The organism is Rhodococcus sp. SJ-3 (genome assembly GCF_051918125.1).
Classification (GTDB): Bacteria; Actinomycetota; Actinomycetes; order Mycobacteriales; family Mycobacteriaceae; genus Rhodococcus.
In genome coordinates this window covers 895332-920209 of sequence record NZ_CM123306.1, presented here as the reverse complement: position 1 = coordinate 920209, position 24878 = coordinate 895332, and the positions used below count along the sequence as shown (strand labels likewise).

Below are 24878 nucleotides of genomic sequence, written 5' to 3'. Positions count from 1 at the left end.
ACGAAATTGCGGAAGTCGTCGCTGCGACTGCGCTCGTCCGCGCTGCCGATCGTGCAATGCGCGCTCGCTGCCGGTATCGCCTGGTGGGTTGCGACCACACTGATCGGTCACCCGCAGCCGTTCTTCGCGCCGATCGCCGCCGTGGTGTCCCTGGGGTTGTCCTTGGGTGCCCGGCTGCGCCGCTCCGTCGAACTCGTGTGCGGTGTGACCGTCGGAATCGGCGTCGGGGACCTGCTCGTCTCGTTGATCGGCAGTGGGCCCTGGCAGATCGCTCTGGTCGTGGCGATCGCCATGGCGTCCGCGGTGGCGCTCAACAGCGGGCCTATCTTCTCGATGCAGGCAGGCAATTCGGCTGTCCTGGTTGCGACGCTGATACCCCCCGGCGGCACGGGCGGCATCGACCGGATGGTCGACGCTCTCGTCGGCGGCCTGGTCGGGATCGCAGTGGTAGCGCTGATCCCCACTCATCCGGTCCGGCGCGCGAGGAAGAACGCCGCAGACATTCTCAAGACCGCCGCCGAGGTTCTGCGGAAGGTCGAGACCGGCCTCGTCGAGAACAATCCGAAGCCCATCGAAGCTGCCCTGCGGCAAGCCCGCGACACGCAATCCGCGATCGACTCCATGCGGAGCAACCTCCAGGGTGGCCACGAGGTCAGCCGGATTTCCCCGCTCTATTGGAACAGTCGTCCGCGGCTCGCACGGCTGACTGCCGCCGCCGACCCCATCGACAACGCGATGCGCAATATCCGCGTCCTCGCGCGACGGTCGCTGACTCTGGTCCGTGACGACGAGATTCTCGATTCCCGGCTCGTCGGCATCGTCGAAGAACTCGCCAACGCGGTCGAAGTGCTTCGCGAGATGGTGCTTGCCGAACCCGGCGATCAACCCGACGCGGCCGAGGCCGCCCGTGTGTTGCGCAGTGTGGCAAGGAAGATGAGCCCGGAACTGATCGACGGAGCCGGAGTGTCGGCGACAGTGGTGTTCGCGCAGATCCGCTCTCTGCTCGTCGACCTGTTGCAGACATCAGGGCTCAAACGCATCTCGGCACTCGCAACGTTGCCGCCCACGGTCGAGAAGCCCGCTTATCCGCCGGAGGACTGAGATCGGCCCTGGTGCGGCCGGTTCGTCCCGCGACGATCGCTGTTTCGGACACCCGTTGCAACCGGTGTGCGAAGCAGGAACGGTCGCGGGAACTGTGGGTGATCCTGACGTAGGGACGTAGCGGTTGTACACATGCGCATTTATGCATACGATGGCCCGGACCTGAAAGGGAGGGCCATGAGTTCGGGGCACGGACATTCACACGGCATCGGCCAGGGCCATGGGCAGGGCGCAGGACCGTCGGATCGCACCATCCGCAGGATGGCCATCTCTCTCGCGGTCCTCGGCGTGTTCCTCCTGCTCGAAGCCGGCGTCGGACTGTGGATCGGATCGCTTGCACTGCTTGCGGATGCCGGGCACATGCTCACCGACGTCGTCGGCGTATCGATGGGCATGGTGGCGCTCGTTCTCGCCCGTCGCGGCAGTGCCGCGGCAGCCCGCACATTCGGCTGGCACCGCGCCGAAGTGCTCACCGCGATGGCCAACGCGATCCTGTTGCTCGGTGTCGCGGCATGGGTGATGTACGAGGCGATCGACCGCATCGGTGACACTCCCGAGATCCCCGGCGCCCCGCTGATTCTCACCGCAGCGGCCGGGCTCGGGGCCAACGTTGTCGTCATGTTGCTCCTGCGCGCCGACGCCAAGGGAAGCCTCGCGGTGCGGGGGGCCTACATGGAGGTCCTCGCCGACGCACTCGGCTCCGTCGGAGTCCTCATCGCGGGTGTGCTGGTCCTCGCGTTCGGGTGGAGCTTCGCCGACGTCGTCGTCGGTGTGCTGATCTCCCTGTGGGTGGTGCCGCGTGCAGTGCGGCTCGCGGCAGAATCGCTTCGCATCCTCACGCAGGCGTCGCCGAGCCACCTCGACGTCGACGCGGTGCGCGCCGATCTGGCTGCGCTGCCCGGCGTCTCCGGCGTTCACGATCTGCACGTGTGGACACTGACCACGGGTATGGACGTGGCGACCGTGCACCTGGTGAGCGACCACGACGCGAACTGGGTGCTCGACTCGGCGCGAACCACGTTGTCGTCGCACGGACTCGACCACGCGACCGTGCAGGTGGAACGGACGATCGACGGACGCAAGTGCGAGGAGGACGTGACGTGGTGAGGTTCAGCCCAGCCGCACGGTCCAGCGCCCGACACGGCCGTTGAGCCGCGTCACACTCAGCGGACGGACGTCGACCCTCCAGAATGCCGAGGCCGGCGCTCCGAGTGCGTGCACCACCGCTGCCTTGATGATCGCCGGATGCGTGACGACCCCGATTCGCTCGGGTGACTCGTCGAAGGTGTCCAGCCACGCACCGACGCGCGCGATCAGGTCGACGATCGCCTCGCCGCCGTGCGGAGCGGACACGGGATCGGTCAGCCACGCAGCCAGTTCGACCTCCGCGATGCTGTCCATCGGCACGCCCGACCACTTCGCGCAGTCGAGGTCGCGCAGTGCGGGTTCGACGGTCGCCGACCAGCCCAGAGCCGCTGCGGTGTCCACGGTGCGGACCTCGGGAGCCGTGAGCGCGCGATCGATCACCGGTGCCGCGACACGGTCGAGTTCACGTCGTCCGCGTTCGGAGAGCGGATCGTCGGCAGGGAAGCGCACATGCTGTTGCGCGTGGGTGGAGGCGTGGGAGATCAGGAACAGGCGCGGCACGGGCACAGTGTCCCTCGAGGTGCAGCGCTCTCCGCTTGACACCGACTGACCTGCGGTGCCAGAGTTCGTCGGTACGCATGTGCCGAGGTGCAGGGAATCCGGTGAGAATCCGGAGCGGTCGCGCCACTGTGAACCGAAGATCGCAGATCTCAGGAAGTCAGGGAACTCCCACGGCACATGACCTTTCGGATGGGACGCGTAATCCCAGGAGGTTGTCATGGCGGTAGTCCATACACCCGACGACTCACTCGGCTCGGCCGCGCTCGCTGTAGCGGTGGCCGCAACGGTGATCCTCGCCTTCGTCGTGCTCTATCTGGTCGGATTCGATCAGGGAGCGATATCCCGTACCGGCATGTTCATGCACGAACTCATGCACGACGGTCGGCATCTGCTGGGCCTCCCGTGTCACTGAGTGAAACCCGGCCGACGTCGCCGGGTGGACAAGCGAGCCTGTCCGGAAGTTTCGTCCAATTGTTGCTGCGTGGCCTCCTCGCGGGCCTCCTCGCCGGCCTGCTGGCCGGTGCGGTGGCGTTCGTCGTGGGGGAGCCCCACATAGACTCCGCCATCGCGATCGAAGAAGCCGCAGGTGAAGCAGCCGATCATGATCACGGCGGTGCCGCAGTCGTCGAGGAGGAATCACACAGTCACGGCGACGACGCCGAGGTGAGTCGTACCGGGCAGAAGGCCGGACTGTTCCTCGCGACCGGCTTGGCCGGGCTTGCTCTCGGTGCGCTGTATGCTGCGGTGCTGCACTTCGCTCGTCGCTACACCGACATGCCGGGATGGAAGCTGGCACTGGCCGGTGCGGGCGCGGCATGGCTCGCGATCGAAGCGGTTCCGTTCTTCAAATACCCGGCGAACCCGCCCGCAGTCGGCGATCCCGACACCATCAACGAGCGCACGCTGTGGTGGCTTGCCGCCGTCGTGCTCGGTCTCATCGCCATCGCGGTGGCGGTGGCCGTCGCGAAGGCCCTCGCGAACCAGGGTCTGCACACCGTCCGCCTCGTGGGTCCGGTGATCGCGTTCCTCGTCGTGGTGATTCTGGGATACCTCGTCATGCCGACCATCGACGAAGTGAGTGACGATTTTCCGGCAAGCCTGCTGTGGCAGTTCCGCGTCGCGTCGTTCACCGTTCAGGTCACCCTGTGGGCGGCCCTCGGATTCATCTTCGCGTTTCTCACCGAACGTGCGACGCGCGTTCGGACCGTGGCCTGACGACGTGGGCGAAGGCATTCTCGTCGCCGGGACGACTTCGGACGCAGGAAAGTCCGTGGTCGTTACCGGCATCTGCCGGGCACTGTCGCGGCGGGGCCTGACGGTCGCTCCGTTCAAGGCGCAGAACATGTCGAACAACTCGATGGTCGCGGTTGATGCCGCGACCGGCGACGGGGTGGAGATCGGGCGCGCCCAATGGATCCAGGCCGTCGCCGCGCGAGCCCTACCCGAATCCGCGATGAACCCGGTGCTGCTCAAGCCCGGCAGCGACCGGCGCAGCCACGTCGTCGTGCACGGTCGTCCCGCCGGAACTCTCGAGGCCGGCGAGTTCGCGGGCGGACGAGAACATCTTGCGGAGGCGGCGTTCGCGGCCTTCGACGACCTGCGCAGCCGGTTCGACATAGTGGTGTGCGAAGGCGCGGGAAGCGCTGCCGAAATCAACCTGCGCACCCACGATTACGTCAACATGGGCCTTGCTCAGCACGGTAGGTTGCCGACGTTCGTCGTGGGCGACATCGACCGCGGCGGCGTATTCGCGTCGATGTACGGCACGTTGGCATTGCTCGACGCCGCTGATCAGGAGTTGATCCGAGGATTCGTGATCAACAAGTTCCGCGGCGATGTGGATCTGTTGAAACCGGGGCTCGATTCGTTGTACGAGCTCACCGGACGTCGCGTCCTCGGCGTTCTACCGTGGCAACGCGGCCTGTGGCTCGATTCCGAGGACTCGCTCGCCCTCGCCTCACGACCCTCACACGGCGCCGACGGTGCCCTCACGATCGCGGTGGTGATGGTGCCCCGCGTCAGCAACTTCACCGATGTCGACGCACTCTGCCTCGAGTCCGATGTGCGGGTCCGCTTCGTCGATGACCCGCGGGCTCTCGCGGATGCCGACATCGTGATCCTGCCGGGCACCCGGGCCACCCTCGCCGACCTCGAGTGGCTGCAGTCGCGTGGCCTCGACGTCGCCATTGTCGATCACGCCCGTGCGGGTGGCGCCGTATTGGGGATCTGCGGCGGATTCCAGATGCTCGGATGCGAGATCAGCGACCCGCACGGAGTCGAGGGACGCCCCGGCGCGGTGGCGCAGGGGCTCGGCCTGCTCGACGTCCGAACAGAGTTCGGGCCGGACAAAGTGCTGCGGCTGCCTTCGGGCGCCGCGCTGGGTGCGCCTGCGTCCGGCTACGAGATCCACCACGGACGCGTGGAAGTCGGCAGCGCCGACGAGTTTCTCGGGGGTGCGCGCAGCGGCAACGTCTTCGGAACGATGTGGCACGGCAGTCTCGAAGGCGACGAACTGCGCGCCGCCTGGCTGCGCGAGGTGGCTGCGGCCTCGGGTCGTGAGATCCGCACGGGCACGGTGAGTTTCGCTTCGGCACGCGAGGAGAGGATCGAGCTTCTCGCCGATATGGTCGACGAGCATCTCGACGTCGATGCACTGTTGACGACGCTGACGGATGCGCCGGTGTTGCCGATTCTGTCGGGAACGCTGAGATGACCGTGCTCATTCTCGGAGGCACCGGGGAAGCGCGAACGCTCGCGGTTGCATTGCAGGACAGGGGAGTCGATCTCGTCTCGTCACTGGCAGGGCGCGTCCGGAATCCGCGACTGCCGGTGGGGCCGGTCCGCATCGGTGGTTTCGGAGGTGTCGATGGACTCGCGAATTATCTGCGCGAGAACAGTATCGAATCGATTGTCGATGCCACTCACCCGTTCGCGGCGGGGATCAGCGCCAACGCGGCGGCCGCCTGTGCACACGCAAACGTACCGCTTCTGCGGCTCCAGCGCCCGGGGTGGACGGGAGACGGTTCATGGACCTGGGTCGACGACCACGACACCGCTGCTGCGGCAGCCTCGACGGGCGAAAGTATTTTTCTCAGTACCGGACGTCAGACACTGGGCCGTTTCGCCGGTCCGCTGGCTGGACGTCGGGTGACGGTGCGCGTGGTCGACCCCCTGGACCACGCGGTCCCGCCGTCCTGGGCGGTGGTGCAGGCCCGCGGCCCCTACACCGTCGAAAGTGAGCGAAAGATCATGCAGGACAACGAGATCGATACCTTAGTCACGAAGGATTCGGGCGGCGAACTCACCCGGGCGAAGCTCGTTGCCGCCGATGAACTCGGGGTGCGGATCATCGTGGTGCGTCGCCCCTCAGCGCCGCCCGGGGTCGCGACGGTGGCATCGGTCGACGAGGCTGTCGACTGGGTCCTCAGATCTGTGGCCCCTCCGATCTGAGATCGTCGACCTTCTTCATCGCCTCTCGCAGTTCGGTGAGCCACTCGTCGGTGTGCTGGCCGGCGAGTCGCACCGTCCACTTGAGCGCGTCCGAGCGTGATCGGGCCACTCCGGCGTCGACGAGAGTGTCGAGAACCTTGCGCTCGGGTTGACGCAGTCGCGTCATGACCGGCACCGCGAGATGGGTGAACAAAACGTCGTGGCCGCCGAGCGTGACACCCCACGCGACCTTGCGACCGTAGCGGGCCTCGGCTTCGTCGGCTATGCGCATCCGTTCGGGGCGGGTGCTTTCCCGGAACCGCGAGATGCGTCCTTCGACGACTGCGTCGGAGGTGTCGTCGGGTGCGGGAAGCTCGCCGGTCACGATGATCTCTTCCCGATCGACCTCCACCGTGGCGGGACCGGTGAACCAGTCATCGGGTAGTCGGCCGGAGAACCAGTCGTCGGCGTCGCTCGCGTCGGGCACATCGGCCTGTTGCCATCCGCCGGGGCGGCCGAAGCCACGTGAGTGCATGTGTGGATTTCGCATGATCGTCCTCCTCGGACAGATCGACGTGCAGTTTTGCACTGATTACAGTGTTGCACTGATACGTGATCGGCGCCACATCCGATCGGGCGACCCCTGACCGGTCACAGCCGGTGCTGCACCGTCGTCATGTATGTGAATCCGCGGCGGACGAGGTCGGTCAGCACACCGAGGTCGACGTCGGTGAGCTTGTTGACATACAGGCACGCCGCGCCGGCCTTGTATTTACCGAGCGTGCCCAGGAGTTGTTCGGCTTCAGGAGCGATCGTGAGCCCGTACAGGGCGAGGTTCGACTTACGCGGGGAGAAACCCACCGCGAGCGCATCACCTTCGCGTCCGCTCTCGTAGCGGTAGTGGTAGCGGCCGAAACCGACCATCGACGGTCCCCACATCACGGCACCCTGCCCGGTCACCTCGGTCATCATGTCGTGCAAGGTCCACGCGTCGGCACGACGGACCGGATGTTGGACCGCGTCGAGGAACTCGGCGACGGAGGCGTCGGTGGGCTGTGTCTTGTTCGCTGTCTTGTTCTCGGCCATACGGGCAGTGTGGCAGGGCCATCCGACCTGCAGCAGACGTTCACCGCAGTGGCTGCTCACAGCAAACTGCCAGGTTGATCGAACGTTTCCTCGAGCGCCGCTTGTTGTACTCGATTCGTTCATCGAGATGCGTAGACGAAGGGTGTGCCATGAGTGTGTTCGACCGGTTCCGCAGAGGTTCGCCCGGTGGTGCGGCGCCTGCCGAAGACGTTCCCACCCGCCCCACCGGCTATCAGCAGACCGCGAGCAGACTGCACTCCTTCAATCGATACGAGATCAAATACCTCGTCGACGAGATGCGGGTCCCACAACTGCGTGCGGAACTGGCCGCGCGTATGGAGAACGACCCGTTCTCCCCGCGCGGGGGCTATCCGGTGACGTCGGTCTACTACGACACCCCGAGCCTGCGCTTCTACTGGGAGAAGATCGAGGGGCTGAAGTTCCGCCGCAAGGTGCGGATGCGACTCTACGGCGCGCCGCACGAATGCACCGAGGACTCGTCCGTGCAGATCGAGATCAAGCAGCGCGTCAACCGAGTGACCCAGAAGCGACGCATTGCCTTGCCCTACGGCACAGCGCGAAGCTGGCTCGACGACCGTCAGGCCATCCGGTGCGAACCTTCGCAGCGACCCTTCGTCAACGAAGTGACCACCCTGATCGGCAACCTCGATCTGCGGCCGATCGTGACGACCGGATATCTGCGGGAGGCTTTCGTCGGCGTCGACGCCGATCTGGGCTTGCGTGTGACCATCGACCACAGGATCCACGGCCGCGACCGAGACTTCCATTTCGCTGCGCCCGCAGAGAATCGCTTCACGATTCCCCCCAAGCTTGCGATCGTCGAGATCAAGGCGAACGAACGTGTCCCGTACTGGGTGACGGATATGACCGCGCGTCTCGACATGTCGGTGAATCGGATTTCCAAGTATTGCCAGTCCGTCGAAGCATTCGGTCTCGCACCGCGCTCCCGACTGGGCGCACCCGAACTCGTCGTGCCCGATGAGGTCGACGCCTCTCTGCCCACCGACGTCTTCCGTGCCGTTCCGGCCCACTGATCCACAGACACAGGACAACTTCATGAACTTCGATTTCCAGGACCTCAGTGGAACGTTCACGACACTCGACATCATCATGTCGCTGTCGTTGTCGTTTGTTCTCTCGGCCATCATCGGCTGGGTCTATCGCTACACCCACAAGAATGTCTCCTACAGCCAGTCCTATGTGCAGACCCTCGTCATGGTGGGCATGGTCGTCGCACTGATCATGCTTGTCGTCGGATCGAACATCGCCCGTGCATTCGCGCTCGTCGGTGCATTGTCGGTGGTCCGATTCCGCAACGCCATCAAGGAAACCCGCGACGTGGGGTTCATCTTCCTGGTGATGGCGATCGGCATGACCACCGGCACTCGCTTCTATGTGCTCGCGATCGCCGCGACCATCGCGATCTGCCTGGTGCTGGTGCTGATGAACAAGTTCAACTGGTTCAAGCTCGACGTGCAGCGACAGGTCGTGAAGGTCCAGGTGCCGCCGGAGCCCGGATACACCGACCTCGTCTCCGATGTGCTGATCCAGTACTGCACCGAGTTCGAACTGGTATCCACCGACTCCGTCCGCGGCGGTGCCCTCACCGAGCTGTACTACACGGCACAGCTGAAGAAGGGCAAGCAGTCCAGCGATCTGATCGCCGCGTTGAACGAGGTCAACGCCGGCCAACGCGTCACTGTCCTCACCGGATACGACCAGACGGACATCTGATGGACGAGCCGACGACCGGGCCGCGAAAACGGTTGCGGCACAAAATTCCGACGTCGCTGCGTCAGCATTGGAAGGTTGTCGTAGCGCTGGCCGTCTTCGTCGCGATCGTCGGGACGGTGTTCGGCGCCGCCCGCATCCGTCCTTACATCACCGGCGACGCCACCGTGATCACGTCCGATATCACCGAGAACATCGCGGGCGCCGTCGACCTGTTCGACACGTCGGTCGAGCACGAGGTGTCGCTCGAGATCAGCGATGTCGAATACAACGACATGGTCGACTCGTACGTCGACGACGGCGAGAAGGAGTGGGTCACCGCCGACATCACCATCGACGGCACATCGATCACCGACGTCGGCGTCCGACTCAAGGGCAACTCGACACTCTCGGCGTTGCGAGGTGGCATGGGAGGCGGCCCCGGTGGCGAGGACGGCGGGTTCCGGACGCCGGAAGGAATGGAACCACCGGAGGGATTCGAAATCCCCGAGGACTTCGACCCTGCAGCGATGTTCGGCGGAGGTGGCGGTATGCCTGGGCTGGGCGGCACCAGTATTTCGGTGGACGATCCGACGTCGCTGCCGCTGCTCATCGACTTCTCGAAGAATGTCGACGGCCGGGCATATCAAGGGATGACCCAGCTGTCGGTGCGACCGGGCTCACCGGTACTCAACGAAACAATGGCGTTGTCGCTCACGGCCGCAACCGACCAGGCGACGCAGCGTTACGCCTACTCGGTGTATTCGGTCAACGACAGTGCGACCGCGACGCGTCTACTGCTCGAGCACCCGGACGAGTCGTACGCGAACTCCCTGTTCGACTCCGACGGGTATCTCTACAAAGCCGATGCGTCGTCGAAGTTCGCGTACGTCGGCGACGACCAGGCCGACTACACTGATCAGTTCAAGCAGCTCAATGCCGAGGGCACGGGCGACGTACAGCCGATCATCAGCTTTCTGAAGTGGATGGACTCGGCGAGCGACGAGGAGTTCGACGCACATCTCGCAGACTGGGTCGACGTCGACTCGTTCGCGCGGTACGTCGCCACGCAGAACCTCCTCGTGAACAGCGACGACATGTCCGGGCCCGGTCAGAACTATTACCTCTGGTACGACCTCGACACGGAGAAGATCTCGGTCGTGTCGTGGGATCTCAACATGGCCATGCAGGGCGGAACGACGGCCGGACCGAACGACACCGTCTCCATGGGCGGCGGCATGGCACCACCTGAAGGGATGGCACCACCTGAGGGGATGGCCCGGCCTGAGGGGATGGCCCGGCCGAACCGCGGAGACGGAGGTGGGCCGTCGATGGGCGGGAACACTCTGAAGACCCGGTTCCTGGCGTCCGACGCCTTCACCGACGTCTACGAGGCGGCCTACTGGGATCTGTACGAGCAGATGTACGGCAGCGGGCAGGCACTCGAGATCCTCGACGGTCTCGCGTCCAGCGTCCCGGTCAGCGACGGTCTGGCCGCGGAAAGCCTGCAGTCGAGCGTCGACTCGATGCGGACCTGGATTCAGCAGCGCACTGAGGCGCTCGCAGCGATATAGAAACAACGCGCGTAGACAGCCACAACCGTTCGAAACGGTTGTGGCTGTCTATTACTGCCGCAAACTCGAATCACCGAGTGGCGCAGGCGACGAGCGCGGCCACTGCCAGTGCACCCAGCCCCACGCGGGAAGCGAGCCGCGCAGTGGGACCGATGTCGTCAGGTGTGGGTGCCGGCCCGTCGCCCAGCGTGCCGCGGTCTTCGGTGTCGCCGTGGTAGACGTTGATGCCGCCGAGCTGCACCCCTAGCGCACCTGCGAACGCCGATTCGACGGGCCCTGCATTAGGGCTAGGATGCCGATGCGCATCCCGTCGCCACGCGCGTATCGCAGCGCCCGGACGCGGACCCAGGCCGGCGGCAAGCAGCGCGGACAATCGTGCGGGAGCGAGGTTGAGCAGGTCGTCGAACCGTGCCGAGGCCCACCCGAACTTCTCCAGCCGGGGGGTGCGGTGACCGACTCGGGCGTCGAGCGTATTCGCTGCGCGATATCCCAGTAGTCCGGCAGGGCCGAGCAGTGCACCCCAGAAAAGCGGTGCGACAACAGCATCCGAGGTGTTCTCCGCGACCGACTCGATGGTGGCCCGAGCGACGCCGTTCTCGTCGAGCTGTGACGGATCGCGCCCCACCAGGTGCGTCACCTGAACCCGCGCGGACGCGAGGTCATTGTCACGCAGCTGCGCGTCGATGGTACGGGCCTCGCGTCCGAGTGAGCGACCACCGAGCACCACCCATGTGGCGAGAGCGGTGACTGCGACACCGAGCCAGGGCCGGGAACGGGTGGCGCGATCGGTCGCACCTCCGAGCGCCGCCGCAGACCCCACGAGCAGCGACGTGAACACCACACCTGCGGGGCGATTATCGGCGTAGAGGATCTTCTCCGTGGCGCGCGCGAGCCTGCCGAATCCGCTCACCGGATGCCAGCGACGGGGGTCGCCGAACACCTGATCGGCCGCGTACCCGAGCGCCAGGCCCGCGGCTCTCGACGTGCCGCTCACAGGATCGACCGCCACGCATCCGTCAAGGCGTCGGTCACTGCCCGGTCGCGGACGGCGATCCGCACCCACCCGTCGTCGAGACCCGGGAACGTGTCGCCGCGGCGTAGCGCGAACCCCTTCGAACGCAACGCCTCCCGTGTTCCCCGCACCGCCCGGACGAGAATGAACGGAGCGGTCGGATCTCCCGCGACCTCGAGCCCGAGAGCGGTCAGCGCTTCCACGAGCGCGGCACGATCGGTGGCGAGCCCGTCGGCGATCACGGTCGCCTCATCCGTCGCTCTCGGTGCGGCGCATGCGATCATTGCCGCGGCGGCGGGTGTCGACACCGACCACGGCGGTTGTTGCGCCGCGAGATCGGTCACTATCTCGGGATCGCCGACGACGTACCCCGCGCGCACGCCCGGGATCGCCCAGGTCTTCGTCAACGACCGCACCGTGATCAATCCGGAGATGCTCTCGTTCGACAGCGATTCTGTTTCTCCGGGTATCGCATCCATGAACGCCTCGTCGATCACCACGACCCGGCCCGGACGCACCAGCGACCGCAGCGCCGACGCGGGGTGCAGCACCGAGGTGGGATTGGTGGGATTGCCGACGATCACCAGATCCGCGTCGTCCGGCACCGCGGCCGGATCCAGCCGGAACCCGTCGCCGGCACGCAGCAGCACGCGCCGCACCTCGTGACCGGCAGCGAGGAGCGCAGCTTCGGGTTCGGTGAACTGCGGGTGCACCACCACCGGCATCCGCCAGGAGCGTGCACGCGCGATCAAGGTGAAGGCCTCGGCGCCGCCCGCGGTGGGCAGTACGTCGTCGACGCTGCGCCGATGTCGTCCGGCCAGTGCGGCGCGTGCCGCACTGGGGTCGGGATAGCGGTCGAGCGCATCGAGCGACGACCGCAGCGCCTCGTCGAGCCATCCCGGCCGCGGCCGCCGCGACACGTTCACCGCGAGATCGATCAGGCCGTCGGCGACGTCGCGATCCCCGTGATGATGAAGGTCCGGTACCGCGACACGAGGGATCCGTGGGGGCGAGGCCACAGGCGTGGCCGTACGTGCAGCAGCGACGAAGCGCTCCGCGAGCTGAGGGTGACCGGCCCAGTGCGTGTGCAGGTACGACGCGTGCAGCGTCGCGGTGGCGAATCCGTCGGGCCGTCCGTTCAGTAACCACGCGGGGGTGGGGCCGGGTTCGACTGTGGTGCGGTGGAATTCGTGACCGGTCACTCGGGTTCCTGCGGGGCCGAGCAGACTGTCGGCGGGCGCGATCGCGGTGCGGTAGCCGAGCGTCAGACGCGGTGTCATGCGGGCGGAGAAGTCCAGTGCACCGACCATGTCGGCGCCGTCGACGTCTCGACACAGATACAGCAGTCCGGCGCATTCCGCGACGGTGGGCACACCACCTGTGATGGCGTTCCGAAGGTGTTCGCGCAAAGGAGCGTTGGACGAGATGTCTGCCGCGTGCACCTCGGGGAAGCCCCCACCGAGGTAGATGCCTGCGGTGTCCTCGGGCAGGGTCTCGTCGCGCAACGGGTCGAAGGTGACCGTCCGGCATCCTGCCGCGCGCAAGATCTCCTCGGTCTCGGTGTAGCGGAACGTGAATGCCCGCCCCCCTGCGACGGCGATCACGGGGCCGTCGGTGCCCGAGGCGGGCGGGGCCCACGGTATGTCGGCCAGGTCGGGTGCGGAACGCGCGATGCGCGCGACCTCGTCGAGATCGATGTGCTCGGTGATCTGCGACGCGAGACGATCGAGTTGCGCAGCTGCCTCGGCACGTTCCTGTGCCGGGACGAGTCCCAGATGCCGCGACGGTGCGGAGATCCCGTCGTCGCGTTGCAGTACGCCGAGTACGGGGATGCCGGTGGATTCGAGTGCGGCGATCACCTCGTCCGAATGTCGTGGCGACCCGGCCTTGTTCAAGATCACGCCGGAGATGCGGACACCCCGGTCGTACGACGCCATGCCGTGGACGACGGCGGCGATGGAGCGCGACGCATGCGAGATGTCGACGACGAGAATCACCGGTGCGCCCAGCAGTCCTGCGACGTGGGCGGTGGATGCGTACCCGTCGGTGCCGAGCATCCCGTCGTAGAGACCCATGACGCCCTCGACGACCGCCATGTCGGCGCCGTCCGCGCCGTGCAGGAACAACGGCGCAACCAGATCGTCGCCGACGAGATGCGGATCGAGGTTGCGTCCGGGCCGACCGGTCGCGAGCGCGTGGTAACCGGGGTCGATGTAGTCGGGGCCGATCTTGTGCCCCGACACCGTGTGGCCGGCGCGACGCAAGGCGGCCATGAGACCTGTTGCCACGGTGGTCTTCCCGTGCCCGGATGCCGGCGCGGCAACGACGAAGCGCGGAATCGCTACCACGCTGCACCCGCTACCATTCGATGCCCTTCTGGCCCTTCTGCCCCGCATCCATCGGGTGTTTGATCTTCGTCATCTCGGTGACCAGGTCGGCGACCTCGATCAGCTTGGGGTCGGCGCGGCGCCCGGTGATCATCACGTGTTGATGTCCGGTCCGCGACGTCAGCGTCTCGACGACCTCGTCGACGTCGATCCAACCCCAGTTGATCGGATACGTGAACTCGTCGAGCACGTACAAGCCGTGTTGTTCGGCGGCGAGACGTCGCTGAATCTCGCGCCATCCTGCGAGAGCATCGGCGGCGTGATCCTCGTCGCTGCCTTCCTTGCGCGACCACGACCAGCCCGAGCCCATCTTGTGCCATTCGATCGCACCGCCGGTGCCGCGCTCGTCGTGCAGCTCACCGAGGGTTTCGAACGCCGTCTGCTCGCCGAGCCGCCACTTCGCCGACTTCACGAACTGGAACACCGCCACCGACCAGCCCTGATTCCAGCCGCGCAAGGCCAACCCGAACGCGGCGGTGGACTTGCCCTTGCCGTCGCCCGTGTTGACCATCAGCAGGGGCCGGTTGCGGCGCTGGCGGGTGGTGAGTCCGTCGTTCGGTACGACCTCGGGTTGTCCCTTCGGCATCAGGCTGCCCTCCCACGCACGATCGAGGTGAGGGCGTCGGCGTGAACCTCGCCCACTTGTACATATTCGGCGCCGAGCCGGTCGGCGAGTTGCGCCGCGAGTCCCATCCGGAAGCGACCGGTCTCGGAGTCGACGACGACCGCCGCGACCCCTTGGGCTCGAAGAACATCGGCGGCCTCCAGTGAACGGGCGACCGCGTCGGTGCCCGAGGTCGCGCGTCCGTCGGTGACGACGACGAGCAGCGCCCGCCTGTCCGGGTCGCGCAGCCGATGCCGCCGGATCGTCTCGGCGGCCTCGGCAAGGCCTTCGGCGAGGGGCGTGCGCCCCCCGGCCGGGAGTTCCCGCAGCCGGGCTGCGGCGACATCGACGGAGTTGGTCGGGGGCAATGCGACGGTGGCGCTGTTGCCACGGAACGTCACCAGTCCGACGGTGTCGCGACGACGGTACGCATCGAGCAGCAGCGACAGGATCGCTGTCTTGACCTGTGTCATCCGTTGCTTGGCTGCCATCGACCCGGAGGCGTCGACGCACAGCAACACGAGGTTCGCTTCCCGGCCCTCGACGACCTTGCGTCGCACGTCCCAGCCGCGTGAGGTCAGCGCGCTGGCGCGGATCGTCGCGGGTAGATGGATTGCGCCGGTGTCGCCGGCGCGGTCGCCGACGGTACGCCCGATGGTGGTGGCCGCCTTCGATCGCCTGCCCGCGACGCCACGTCCGGTGCGGTCGACGGAGAACAGCCGTGTCCGGTACGGATCGGCCGGTGCATCCACCGAGTTCGGAACGCTTGCGTTCGAGCCGGACGGTGAGTCTGCAGGGGAGTCCTCCGGGTCGGGCGCGCCGCCACCGTCGGGGTCGTCGTCGGGATCGAGGTCAGGATCAGGCTGCGAATCGGGACGATTCAGCAATTCGTCGAGACGATCGTCATCGGTATCGGGATTGTCGAACGGGTTGCGGCGCCGCCGATGCGGCAGCGCGAGTTTCGCGGCGACCGCCACGTCGTCGCGGGTCACCTCGTCGCGGCCGGCCCACGCCGCATGCGCGACCGCCGTCTTGGCCGTGACGAGATCGGCACGCATACCGTCGACGTCGAACGCCGCGCATATCTCGGCGATCGACACCAGAGCGTCGTCACCCAGGCGCACCGCCGACACGCGTTCGCGCGCCGATGCGATCCGCCGGGACAAATCCTGCTCGGCCGCGGACCACTGCGCGACGAACGAGTCGGGATCCGCGTCGAATGCGAGGCGGCGGCGCACGATCTCGACGCGCAACTGCGGGTCGCGGGGCGCTGCGACGTCGACGGCGAGCCCGAACCGGTCGAGGAGCTGCGGACGGAGCTCGCCCTCCTCGGGGTTCATGGTTCCCACCAGCACGAACGTCGCGGCGTGACTGACGGACACGCCGTCTCGCTCCACCGTCGATCGCCCCATGGCAGCGGCATCGAGCAGCAGGTCGACGAGGTGGTCGTGCAGCAGGTTCACCTCGTCGACGTACAGCACGCCGCGGTGTGCGAGCGCGAGCAGGCCCGGCTCGTATTCGGCGGTACGAGCCGACAGTGCCTTGCCGAGGTGCAGGGATCCGGTGACGCGGTCTTCGCTCGCGCCGACGGGGAACTCCACGAGCCGTGCCGGCCGGATGTGCGACGGCGCGTCGGCCGGATGCGGGCCGTCGGGGCAGTGCGGATCGGGGGAGGACGGGTCGCAGGCGAACCGGCAGCCGTCGACTTCTGCGACCTGCGGCAACAGCCCCGCTTGCGCACGCACCATGGTCGACTTGGCGGTGCCCTTCTCGCCGCGCACCAGCACACCGCCGATCGACGGCGACACCGCGCACAGGGTCAGGGCCAGCGCCAGGTCGTCGGAACCGACGACAGCGCTGAACGGATACACGAGCACTCCAACCTCCACAGGCTCCCGCTGGGATGTCCACTTCGGCAACCGATCGAAGGCCGGTCTTCGGACTTCCCGGTCGAGCGTCGTGCGATCGCCTTCCCGAAATTCTCCGGTGGCTGCGCTCACGCGCATGATCGACGACTCCCGGGTCACCGCAGCGGGCCTGTGCCGGATTCTCACCGGCTTCCCGATTATCCCTGTGAAGGGCACCTTCGATGTGTCTTGCCGTCGCCGAGTCTATCCACACCCGCACGTCTCCCGGGCCACGGGCTATCGTTCACGGCCATGGGTTCACGGATCACCGTCGTCGGAATCGGCGCCGACGGCTGGAGCAGCGTGTCGGCGACCGGCCGCGAGCACGTGCTCGGCGCCGCCGTCCTGCTCGGCGGCGAGCGGCACCTCGCGATGATCCCGCCGACCGACGCGGTCTTCGAACGGTGGCCGTCCCCGCTGCTCAGCGGTCTCGACGACCTGCTGGCCCGGCACCCCGGCAGGGTCGTGGCGCTTGCGTCCGGCGACCCGTTGGTATCGGGTATCGGCTCGACCCTCATCCGTCGCCTGGGCAGCGACGCGGTAGAGGTGATCCCCGCCGTGTCGTCCGTGGCACTCGCCCGGGCCCGCATGGGGTGGTCCGCCGAGGAATGCGACACCGTCACCCTCGTCGGCCGCGACATCGACGCACTGCGTCGTTACCTGACTCGAGGTCGCCGGCTGATCGTCCTGACCTCGAACTCGTCGAGCCTTCCGGAGATCGCGCGGCTGCTCGTGGGGGAGGGGTTCGCCGACGCGATGGTGACGGTACTCGGCGACCTGGGTAGTGAGGAGAGCAGAATCGGCGGTACCGCAGCCGATCTCGTGAATGTCACGGCTCCGCAGCTCAGTCTCCTGTGTATCGACTGCGTCGGGGCGGAGGGGCTGTCCACGATCCCGGGACTCCCGGACGATTGCTTCGAGAACGACGGTCAGCTCAGCAAACGGCCCATCCGGGCCGCCGCGGTGTGTGCACTCGCGCCCCGGCCCGGAGAACTGCTGTGGGACGTGGGTGCCGGTGCCGGATCGGTCGGTATCGAGTGGGCCCGCACCGATCCACGTTGCCGCACCATCGCGGTCGAGAAGGATCCGGCACGGGCCGATACGATCGTAACCAACGCCGCCCGGCTCGGCGTCCCGTCGCTGACAGTTGTGAGAGCCGGGGCGCCCGAAGCTCTTTCCGGATTGCCTGCACCCGACGCGATCTTCGTCGGAGGCGGCGGAAGTCGGGACGGAGTACTCGAGGCCTGCTGGCAGTCGCTGCGGCCGGGCGGCCGGCTCGTCGTGCACGCGGTGACTTTGGAGACCGAGGCAGTGCTGGTGCAGTGGTGGAAGGAATGTGGAGGTGAGCTGTCGCGGTTGTCCGTCGAACAGGCCTCCTCGATCGGCACATTCACCGGATGGCGGTCGCTGCGCCCGGTGGTTCAATGGAGTGTCACGAAAGGGAAGAAATGACAGTGCATTTCGTTGGGTCGGGCCCCGGCGCAGCAGATCTGCTGACGCTACGTGCCGTGAATCTGCTGCGCACGGCGCCGGTCGTGCTGTATGCGGGCACGTATCTCGATGCAGAGATCCTCGCGCATTGCCAAGGTGACGCCGAACTGATCGACACCCAGCATCTCGACCTCGATCAGATCACTGCACACCTTGTCGACGCCGACCGTCGCGGCCACGATGCGGTGCGGTTGTGCTCGGGCGACCCGTCGCTGTATTCGGCGCTCACCGAGCAGACCCGGCGCCTCGACGCCGCGGGCGTGGCGTGGGACGTCACGCCGGGTGTGCCGGCCTACGCGGCTGCTGCGGCGACGCTCGGCGCGGAACTGACCGTGCCGGAACTCGTACAGAGCGTCGTGCTCACGCGCACGCAAGCGCGGTCGACGTCGATGCCCGACACCGAAGCGCTCGCGCGGGTCGCGGGCCTTCAGGCGAGTGTGGTTCTGCACCTGGCCATCACCCGGATACGTGTGCTTGCAGCCGAGCTTTCCGAGACCTACGGACCCGACTGCCCCGCTGCGGTGGTGGCATTCGCCTCGCGCCCGAACCAGATCGTGCTGCGCGGCACGCTCGCCGATATCGCCGACCAGACCGAGGCGGCCGGGTTGAAACACACCGCAGTGATACTCGTCGGGCGTGCCCTCGGTGTCCGGGACACGCCCGACGTAGCGTGCTCGCATCTCTACGATCCGGCACGCGACCGGCTCACTTGAGCATCGCGCCCGCATCGACGGGCAGGGTGACGCCGGTGATGAAGCGGGACTCCTCGGACGCGAGGAACAGCACCGCGTTGCTGATGTCGATCGCGTCGACCCACGGGGTCGGCAGTACATGCATCATCTGCGACAGCGGGGCGAAGTCGTCCTTGGTCGGGTGCTCCAGGTCGGGGCGGAACATCTTGAACGTCGACTCGTTGAGGAGCATCGGGGTGCTCACCTGCGTCGGGCAGATCGCGTTGACGCGGATGCTCTCTTCGCCGAGCTCCATCGCGAGAGTACGCATGATGCCGATCATGCCGTGCTTCGCGGAGACGTAGTGACCGACCTGCGGCAACGCCCGAATGCCGCCGACCGAGCTGGTGAGGATGATCGATCCACCGTTGCCGGCTTCGCGCATGTGCGGCACCGAGACGCGCGTCGTCACCCACACACCGGTGAGATTGACGTCGATCATGTCGCGCCAGCCCTTCTCGTCGAGGGCATCGAGACGATCTCCCGAGCTCGCGAGACCCGCGTTGGCGCAAATGATGTCGAGGCGACCGAACTGCGCGACACCGTCGTCGACGATGGCCTGCATGGCGGCCATGTCGCGGACGTCGGCCTGGGCGGCGTAGATTTTGCCGCCTGCTTTCTCGACCAGCGACACGGTCTCGTCGAGATCCTCGGGAGTCGACATCGGGATAGGCACGCCGTCCAGCTGCTTACAGACGTCGACCGCGATGATGTTGGCACCTTCTTCTGCCAATCTGACCGCGTGACTGCGTCCCTGACCGCGTGCTGCGCCCGTGATGAACGCGACCTTGCCTTCGACCCGTCCTGTCATGTCACTCCCCTGTGCTTGTTGTGGTGGCCGCGGCAGCCTTCACTGCCGCGATGATTCCCTGGTATCCGGTGCATCGGCAGATGTTCCCGGACAGTGCCTCCCGGATCTCTCCATCGGTCGGCGACGGGTTCTCTTCCAGAAATGCCGTGGCCGAGACGATGAACCCTGGTGTGCAGAAACCGCATTGGAGACCATGATGATCGCGGAATGCGGCTTGGACGGGCGACAACGTGCCGTCCTCGGATGCCATTGCTTCGACGGTGGTGACCTCGGCGCCGTCGGCCTGCACCGCGAAGACGAGGCACGCACGCACGGCCTCTCCGTCGAGTAGGACGGTGCACGCACCGCACACGCCGTGTTCGCAGCCGAGATGTGTTCCGGTGAGGCCGCAGTCGACGCGTAGGTAGTCGGCGAGAGTCAGTCGTGGCGGCACCGAATGGCGACGCGGGCTCCCATTGACATGAACTTCGATGTCTATCTTGGTCATTCGGACCCCTCCCGAGAAGTTGCCTCGTCCACCGCGCGACGCCACGCACGTGCTGTGATCGTCGCTCCCACCCGCCGGCGGTAGGCGGCGGGGCCGTGCAGGTCGTCGGAGACCGTGTCGAGCGAGTTCAGTGCGCTCCGCCCGATCTCGTCGGCGTCGATCTCGTGGATGGTCCGACCGAGAATTTCCGACTCCACCGCGGTGACGCGGACAGGCGTCGGGGCCACACCGAACAGCGTGATCGCGCATCGGTCGAGTGTCGACGCGGCATCGAGGCGGATCGCGATGGCTGCGCCGGCGAGTGCGAAGTCGCCGGCGCGTCGGGCGAATTCCTCGATCGCGAATCCGGAGCGCCCGCTCCACGTCGGGAAGCTCACGCCGGTGAGCAACTCGTCGGCTTCGAGATCGGTGGTCCACATCCCGGTGAAGAACTCCGACGACGGGATCGTGCGGCATCCTCGTGGAGACAAAGTCTCGATCTCGGCGTCCAGCGCCAATGCGACCGCGGGGTATTCGGCTGCGCCGTCGCCGTGCGCAATCGACCCTCCGAGGGTGCCGCGGTTGCGGATCTGGAAGTGTCCGATCAACGGGGTCGCGCGGGACAACAGCGGGACCGCGGCCGCGAGTTCGGCGGAACGGCCGACCGTCGAGTGAGTGGTGCCTGCCCCGATCCACATCGAGTCGCCGCGCTTTTCGATGCCGCGCAATTCGGTGAGTTTGCGCAGGTCCACGAGGTGGTCGAACACGGCGAGTCGCAGGTTGAGCATCGGCATCAGACTCTGCCCGCCCGCGATGAACTTTGCTTCGTCGCCCAGTTCGGCGATGAGCGCGACCGCGTCGGCAGCGGTGCCGGGTGCGTGATAGTCGAACGCCGAGGGCTTCATGCCTTCACCGCCTGGACCTCGTCGAGCATTTTGATGATCGTGGCGGGGGACAGGGGCAAACTGGTCACTTCCACTCCGAAGGGTGCCAAGGCATCGGCGACCGCGTTGACCACGGCCGGGGACGCTCCGATCGCGCCGCCCTCACCGACACCTTTGTAGCCGCCTGGCCCGGCGCTGGGGGATTCGACGTGCCCGATCTCGATGTCGGGGACGGTGTCGGTGGTGGGAAGCAGATAGTCCATGAACGTGGTGGTCACGGGGTTGCCGTCGTCGTCGTATGCGAGGTGCTCGTAGAGAGCGCCACCGATTCCCTGGACGGTGCCACCGTAGATCTGGCCTTCGACGATGTCGGGGTTGATCATCGGACCGCAGTCCTCACCGACGATGAATCGGAGGATCTTCACGGCCCCCGTCTCGATGTCGACCTCGCACGTGCAGACGTGGCTGGCGTTGGCCCACAACATCATCGACGGCGAATGGTAGCGGCCGCTGGATTCGAGCCCTGGAGGTACTCCGGGCGGCAGTGTCTCGGCCTGGAAGTAGGAGATCTCGGCGATCTCCTTCAATGTGATCCCGACGTTCGGAACGCCCCGCACCGTCGCGCGACTGTCCACGAACTCGATGTCCTCGACCGCGGCTTCGAGTTTGTGCGCCGCGATGGCGAGGATCCGGTCGCGCAGCACCGACGCGGTGTCCCGCACTGCTCCCGCAATCATCGACCCGGAGCGGCTACCGCCGGTTCCGGCACCGAACGGGGTGATCGCGGTATCGCCCTGGATGGTGTGGACGTCGGCGATATCGACTCCGAGCGCATCGGCGGTGAGCTGCACAGCGGTGGTTTCGAGGCTGTTGCCCGACGACCCGCCGGCAACGTAGACGTTCACCTTGCCCGAGGGCTCGATGCGAATCGTCGCACCCTCGGTGGCGTGGAACGGCGTTGCACCCGTGGTGGGTTCGATGTAGGTGCAGGTGCCGACCCCGATGTAGCGTCCGTCGGCGCGTGCGCGTTCCTGCTCCCGGCGGAATGCGTCGTAGTCGAGGATCGACAGAGCGTGCTCGAATGTCTCGAGCGGTGTCGAGTCGTTGTACGGCATGCCCAGCGGGTTGGCGAGCGGTAGATCGGCGGCGCTGAGCATGTTGCGTCGCCGGAGTTCGACGGGGTCGATGTCCATCTGACGTGCCGCGACGTCGAGCAGCATCTCGCGCGCCAGGGATTCGAACTGCCACGGCCCGCGATACGCGACCCGGCCGACGGTGTTCGTATACGTCAGCTTCATCGAGAACGCGGCGGCGGGCACGCGATAGGGTCCGGGGAACAGCATCCCGACGACCGCCCCGGAGGTCACCGGCGACGGGATCGGGTAGGCGCCCACGTTCTGGACGTGGTCGATCGAGGCGCCGAGCAGCTTGCCGTCGGCGTCGAACGCGAAACGCGCGTCGCCACATTCCTGGCGGGCCATGCCGGCCGACATCATGTGTTCCTGCCGGTCCTCGATCCATTTCACTGCGGCCGGAAGTTTCCTGGCGGCGAGCAGCACGGCGATGTCCTCGCGCTGTGGAACGACCTTCTGCCCGAAGCCGCCACCGGTGTCGCGCATGATCACCCGGACGCTGTGCTCGTCGAGCCCGAGCAGGCGGGCGGTGAAGCCGCGGACCTCGTGTGGGGATTGGGTGGAGGCCCAGACGGTCATCTCGCCGGCCGACCATTCGGCGACGAGGCCGCGGGTTTCCATGGGGACCGCGATGTAGGCCTGCTGATGGATGGTCCGGGAGACCACGTGGGCTGCCTCGTCGAACGTCTTCGCCAGCTCGTCGGGGAGTGGACCGCCCATGGCCGCGGCGATATTCGCGGGGTGCGCGGCGTGGACCAGCTCGTCGGCCCGATCGGCGGCGGTGTAGTCGACGACCGGTGTCAGCGGGTCGTAGTCGACGGCGACGAGTTCGACCGCGTCCTCCGCGATGTACCGGTCGTCGGCCACGACCAGTGCGACGGGATCGCCGACGAACCGCACTTCGTCCTCGGCGAGCGGGGGCCAGTTCAGGGCCGGCATGTACGGCCCGTCGAGCGCGTAGGTCTGCTCGTGGATTCCGGGTGCGAGGTCGGCGGCGACGTACACCGCATGAACCCCGTCGAGTGCGAGAGCCTCGGAGATGTCGATGTCGACGATCCGGGCGCGTGCGAACGGGCTGCGCACAAAGCATGCGTGGAGCATGCCGGGACGTGTCACGTCGTCGACGAACATGCCGGCGCCGGTCAGGAGTCGGGGGTCTTCGACTCGCTTGATGCGAGTCCCGACGTAAGCGGAAATGCTGGGCCTTGTCACAGAAATACTCACCTCGGCCTTCGGTGGATGCTGAGCAAGTGTCTAGCACCCCGCGAAGTGAGGTGTCAATCACATTCTCCCAAAGTGAGCACGTGCTTCTCACTGGCATGAGGCCCCGGCGTGCCGTGTGACGTCGCGGAATGTGAGGCGCAGGGCATTTGACACTCGTGGGATGAACGACGTTCACTGCATTGGGGTGAACGGCGTTCACCGAAGGTGATGGAGGATCGGGATGGATGCAGCGGCCGCGTCGCGGAACCCGGTGCCCAGCGGCGTGATCACGGCGCTGCTGAGTGCGGCGGGTCTCGTCGTAGCCCTCCAGACCACCCTCGTGGTACCCCTGCTACCGGATCTCCCGGAGCTGCTCGATGTCACCGCGGGTGATGTCGGCTGGCTCATCACGATCACCTTGCTGACCGGAGCGGTGGCCACGCCCATCGTCTCCCGGATGGCCGACATGTACGGCAAGCGCCGGATGATGGTGCTGTCGTTGTCGATGATGGTCGCCGGTGCGCTGATCGCGGCGATCGGAGGCGACTATCTGTTCGTGCTCATCGGTCGCGGCCTGCAGGGGTTCTCGTCGTCGCTCATCCCGGTGGCGATGGCAGTCCTGCGCGATGTGCTTCCGCGCGAGAAGGTCGCCGGTGCTGTGGCGCTCACCAGCTCCACCATGGGAATCGGTGGTGCACTGGGCATGCCGGCGGCGGGCGCGTTGTACGACAACTTCGGCTGGACGTCCGTCTTTTGGGTGTCTGCGGCAGTCGGCACATTACTCACGCTGGGCATCCTGCTCGTCGTTCCCGCCTCCGCGACGGGAACTCGGGGCCGCTTCGACATTCTCGGTGCGCTGTTGCTGTCGCTCGCCCTGACCGCTCTGCTTCTGGGGATCTCGAAGGGCCCGGCGTGGGGCTGGTCGAGTGCGCAGACCGTCGCGTGCTTCGTCGCGGCCGTCGCCATCGCGGTTGCCTTCGTGCCCTACCAGTTGCGAGTGAAGGCCCCGATGGTCGACCTGCGCGTGTCGGCGAGGCGCACGGTGCTACTCGCCAACCTTGCAGGACTCTTCATCGGATTCTCCGCGTACGCCAGCCTGCTGGCGACCACACAACAGTTGCAGCTACCCGAGATCACCGGCTTCGGATTCGGGCTCAGCGCCGCAACGGCCGGACTGTGCATGATCCCCGGCAGCCTGGCGATGTTCGTGACCGCGCCGGTGGCCGGGAGGCTCACCATGCGGTTCGGTGGGCGCTTCACCCTCATGCTCGGGACGATCGTCATGACCGCGGCCTACAGTTTCCGTATCGCCTGGGACGACACCGTCGCCCTGATCATCATCGGTGCGGCGATGGTGAGCATCGGCAACGCGTTGGCCTATGCGACCCTGCCGGCACTGATCATGGCTGCTGTTCCGGTCACCGAAACCGCGGCCGCGAACGGCCTCAACAGCCTCCTGCGCACCATCGGGATGTCGAGTATGAGCGCGGTGGTCGCCGCGTTGCTCACGAGTATCACCATCGAAGCGTCCGGCGCGACCTTCCCCGCGCACGGCGCCATCATCGTGATCTTCGTGATCGCGGGTTCGTCCACGTTCGTCGCCATGCTGTGTGCCGTTCTCCTGCCGAAAGATCGGTCGGTGCGCACGCCTCCGGTCGCCGATCCGACCGAGGCAGCGTGA

Annotated in this window: 23 protein-coding genes and 2 riboswitches; of the genes, 12 read left to right on the top strand and 11 right to left on the bottom strand. The window is 66.6% G+C overall.

Annotated elements, in window-relative coordinates; genetic code table 11:
• Positions 1-6: 6 nt before the first annotated feature.
• Together ACTDXD_RS04190 and ACTDXD_RS04185 are read left to right on the top strand one after the other, a co-directional pair.
• A complete protein-coding gene (locus ACTDXD_RS04190; RefSeq protein WP_440127527.1) occupies positions 7-1101 on the top strand; it encodes an FUSC family protein in 1095 nt (364 codons plus the stop codon).
• A gap of 177 nt (positions 1102-1278) precedes the next feature.
• A complete protein-coding gene (locus ACTDXD_RS04185) occupies positions 1279-2208 on the top strand; it encodes a cation diffusion facilitator family transporter (RefSeq protein WP_440125929.1) in 930 nt (309 codons plus the stop codon).
• A 3-nt stretch (positions 2209-2211) separates the two neighbouring features.
• Here ACTDXD_RS04185 and ACTDXD_RS04180 read toward each other — a convergent pair whose 3' ends face one another.
• Positions 2212-2748, bottom strand: a complete 537-nt coding sequence (locus ACTDXD_RS04180; protein ID WP_440125928.1) for a histidine phosphatase family protein — start codon at positions 2746-2748, stop codon at positions 2212-2214.
• A gap of 68 nt (positions 2749-2816) precedes the next feature.
• Positions 2817-2935: riboswitch (cobalamin riboswitch) on the top strand.
• Between the two features lie 30 nt (positions 2936-2965).
• Between ACTDXD_RS04180 and ACTDXD_RS04175 the strand changes: the two genes are divergently transcribed.
• From ACTDXD_RS04175 to ACTDXD_RS04160, 4 genes are read left to right on the top strand one after another with little or no spacing between them, the layout of a single operon-like run.
• Complete coding sequence (locus tag ACTDXD_RS04175) at positions 2966-3160, top strand: CbtB domain-containing protein (protein WP_054714377.1); 195 nt, start codon at positions 2966-2968, stop codon at positions 3158-3160.
• 38 nt (positions 3161-3198) lie between these two features.
• Positions 3199-3963 (top strand): CbtA family protein, encoded by a 765-nt coding sequence (locus ACTDXD_RS04170; RefSeq protein ID WP_440127526.1) that lies wholly within the window; start codon positions 3199-3201, stop codon positions 3961-3963.
• Between the two features lie 4 nt (positions 3964-3967).
• On the top strand, positions 3968-5461 hold the full coding sequence (locus ACTDXD_RS04165; RefSeq protein WP_440125927.1) for a cobyric acid synthase: 1494 nt from the start codon (positions 3968-3970) through the stop codon (positions 5459-5461).
• Positions 5458-6198, top strand: a complete 741-nt coding sequence (locus ACTDXD_RS04160) for a cobalt-precorrin-6A reductase (protein WP_440125926.1) — start codon at positions 5458-5460, stop codon at positions 6196-6198. Before ACTDXD_RS04165 ends, ACTDXD_RS04160 begins: the two co-directional genes overlap by 4 nt.
• Here the strand turns inward: ACTDXD_RS04160 and ACTDXD_RS04155 are convergent.
• Complete coding sequence (locus ACTDXD_RS04155) at positions 6173-6727, bottom strand: hypothetical protein (protein ID WP_440125925.1); 555 nt, start codon at positions 6725-6727, stop codon at positions 6173-6175. The genes ACTDXD_RS04160 and ACTDXD_RS04155 overlap by 26 nt on opposite strands.
• Positions 6728-6828: 101 nt before the next feature.
• A complete protein-coding gene (locus ACTDXD_RS04150; protein WP_440125924.1) occupies positions 6829-7263 on the bottom strand; it encodes a DUF1801 domain-containing protein in 435 nt (144 codons plus the stop codon).
• Positions 7264-7412: 149 nt separating this feature from the next.
• Between ACTDXD_RS04150 and ACTDXD_RS04145 the strand changes: the two genes are divergently transcribed.
• Genes ACTDXD_RS04145 through ACTDXD_RS04135 form a run of 3 tightly spaced genes read left to right on the top strand, consistent with a single transcriptional unit; the run spans position 7413 to position 10568 of the window.
• Complete coding sequence (locus ACTDXD_RS04145; protein ID WP_440125923.1) at positions 7413-8318, top strand: polyphosphate polymerase domain-containing protein; 906 nt, start codon at positions 7413-7415, stop codon at positions 8316-8318.
• Between the two features lie 22 nt (positions 8319-8340).
• The gene (locus ACTDXD_RS04140) at positions 8341-9018 is read left to right on the top strand and encodes a DUF4956 domain-containing protein (RefSeq protein ID WP_440125922.1); all 678 of its coding nucleotides are present in this window, start codon (positions 8341-8343) and stop codon (positions 9016-9018) included.
• Complete coding sequence (locus ACTDXD_RS04135; RefSeq protein WP_440125921.1) at positions 9018-10568, top strand: CotH kinase family protein; 1551 nt, start codon at positions 9018-9020, stop codon at positions 10566-10568. The genes ACTDXD_RS04140 and ACTDXD_RS04135 overlap by 1 nt, the downstream gene beginning before the upstream one ends.
• Before the next feature lie 70 nt (positions 10569-10638).
• On the opposite strand, the gene ACTDXD_RS04130 is transcribed toward ACTDXD_RS04135, so the two are convergent.
• The 4 genes from ACTDXD_RS04130 to ACTDXD_RS04115 are packed head-to-tail and all read right to left on the bottom strand — an operon-like array spanning position 10639 to position 16448.
• Positions 10639-11577 (bottom strand): cobalamin biosynthesis protein, encoded by a 939-nt coding sequence (locus ACTDXD_RS04130; RefSeq protein WP_440125920.1) that lies wholly within the window; start codon positions 11575-11577, stop codon positions 10639-10641.
• Positions 11559-13976, bottom strand: a complete 2418-nt coding sequence (locus ACTDXD_RS04125; protein WP_440125919.1) for a cobyrinate a,c-diamide synthase — start codon at positions 13974-13976, stop codon at positions 11559-11561. Before ACTDXD_RS04125 ends, ACTDXD_RS04130 begins: the two co-directional genes overlap by 19 nt.
• Positions 13939-14553, bottom strand: coding sequence for a cob(I)yrinic acid a,c-diamide adenosyltransferase (gene cobO, locus ACTDXD_RS04120; RefSeq protein ID WP_132475815.1), 615 nt, complete (start codon positions 14551-14553; stop codon positions 13939-13941). The genes ACTDXD_RS04125 and cobO overlap by 38 nt, the downstream gene beginning before the upstream one ends.
• On the bottom strand, positions 14553-16448 hold the full coding sequence (locus ACTDXD_RS04115; RefSeq protein WP_440125918.1) for a VWA domain-containing protein: 1896 nt from the start codon (positions 16446-16448) through the stop codon (positions 14553-14555). Before ACTDXD_RS04115 ends, cobO begins: the two co-directional genes overlap by 1 nt.
• A 34-nt stretch (positions 16449-16482) precedes the next feature.
• Positions 16483-16674: riboswitch (cobalamin riboswitch) on the bottom strand.
• Between the two features lie 56 nt (positions 16675-16730).
• On the opposite strand from ACTDXD_RS04115, the gene cbiE reads away from it, so the two are divergent.
• Positions 16731-17930, top strand: a complete 1200-nt coding sequence (cbiE, locus tag ACTDXD_RS04110; protein WP_440125917.1) for a precorrin-6y C5,15-methyltransferase (decarboxylating) subunit CbiE — start codon at positions 16731-16733, stop codon at positions 17928-17930.
• Positions 17927-18682: a cobalt-precorrin-4/precorrin-4 C(11)-methyltransferase gene (locus tag ACTDXD_RS04105; RefSeq protein ID WP_440125916.1), complete on the top strand. Its 756-nt coding sequence runs from the start codon at positions 17927-17929 to the stop codon at positions 18680-18682. Before cbiE ends, ACTDXD_RS04105 begins: the two co-directional genes overlap by 4 nt.
• On the opposite strand, the gene ACTDXD_RS04100 is transcribed toward ACTDXD_RS04105, so the two are convergent.
• Genes ACTDXD_RS04100 through ACTDXD_RS04085 form a run of 4 tightly spaced genes read right to left on the bottom strand, consistent with a single transcriptional unit; the run spans position 18675 to position 23206 of the window.
• Positions 18675-19511: a mycofactocin-coupled SDR family oxidoreductase gene (locus tag ACTDXD_RS04100; RefSeq protein ID WP_440125915.1), complete on the bottom strand. Its 837-nt coding sequence runs from the start codon at positions 19509-19511 to the stop codon at positions 18675-18677. The two genes, ACTDXD_RS04105 and ACTDXD_RS04100, sit on opposite strands and share 8 nt — an antisense overlap.
• A 1-nt stretch (position 19512) precedes the next feature.
• Positions 19513-19998, bottom strand: coding sequence for a (2Fe-2S)-binding protein (locus tag ACTDXD_RS04095; protein ID WP_440125914.1), 486 nt, complete (start codon positions 19996-19998; stop codon positions 19513-19515).
• Positions 19995-20882 carry an FAD binding domain-containing protein gene (locus tag ACTDXD_RS04090; RefSeq protein WP_440125913.1) on the bottom strand — a complete coding sequence of 296 codons (888 nt, stop codon included), beginning with the start codon at positions 20880-20882 and terminating at the stop codon, positions 19995-19997. The genes ACTDXD_RS04095 and ACTDXD_RS04090 overlap by 4 nt, the downstream gene beginning before the upstream one ends.
• Complete coding sequence (locus ACTDXD_RS04085) at positions 20879-23206, bottom strand: xanthine dehydrogenase family protein molybdopterin-binding subunit (RefSeq protein ID WP_440125912.1); 2328 nt, start codon at positions 23204-23206, stop codon at positions 20879-20881. The genes ACTDXD_RS04090 and ACTDXD_RS04085 overlap by 4 nt, the downstream gene beginning before the upstream one ends.
• A gap of 232 nt (positions 23207-23438) precedes the next feature.
• Here ACTDXD_RS04085 and ACTDXD_RS04080 point away from each other — a divergent pair, with 232 nt between their 5' ends.
• Positions 23439-24878 (top strand): MFS transporter, encoded by a 1440-nt coding sequence (locus tag ACTDXD_RS04080; RefSeq protein ID WP_440125911.1) that lies wholly within the window; start codon positions 23439-23441, stop codon positions 24876-24878.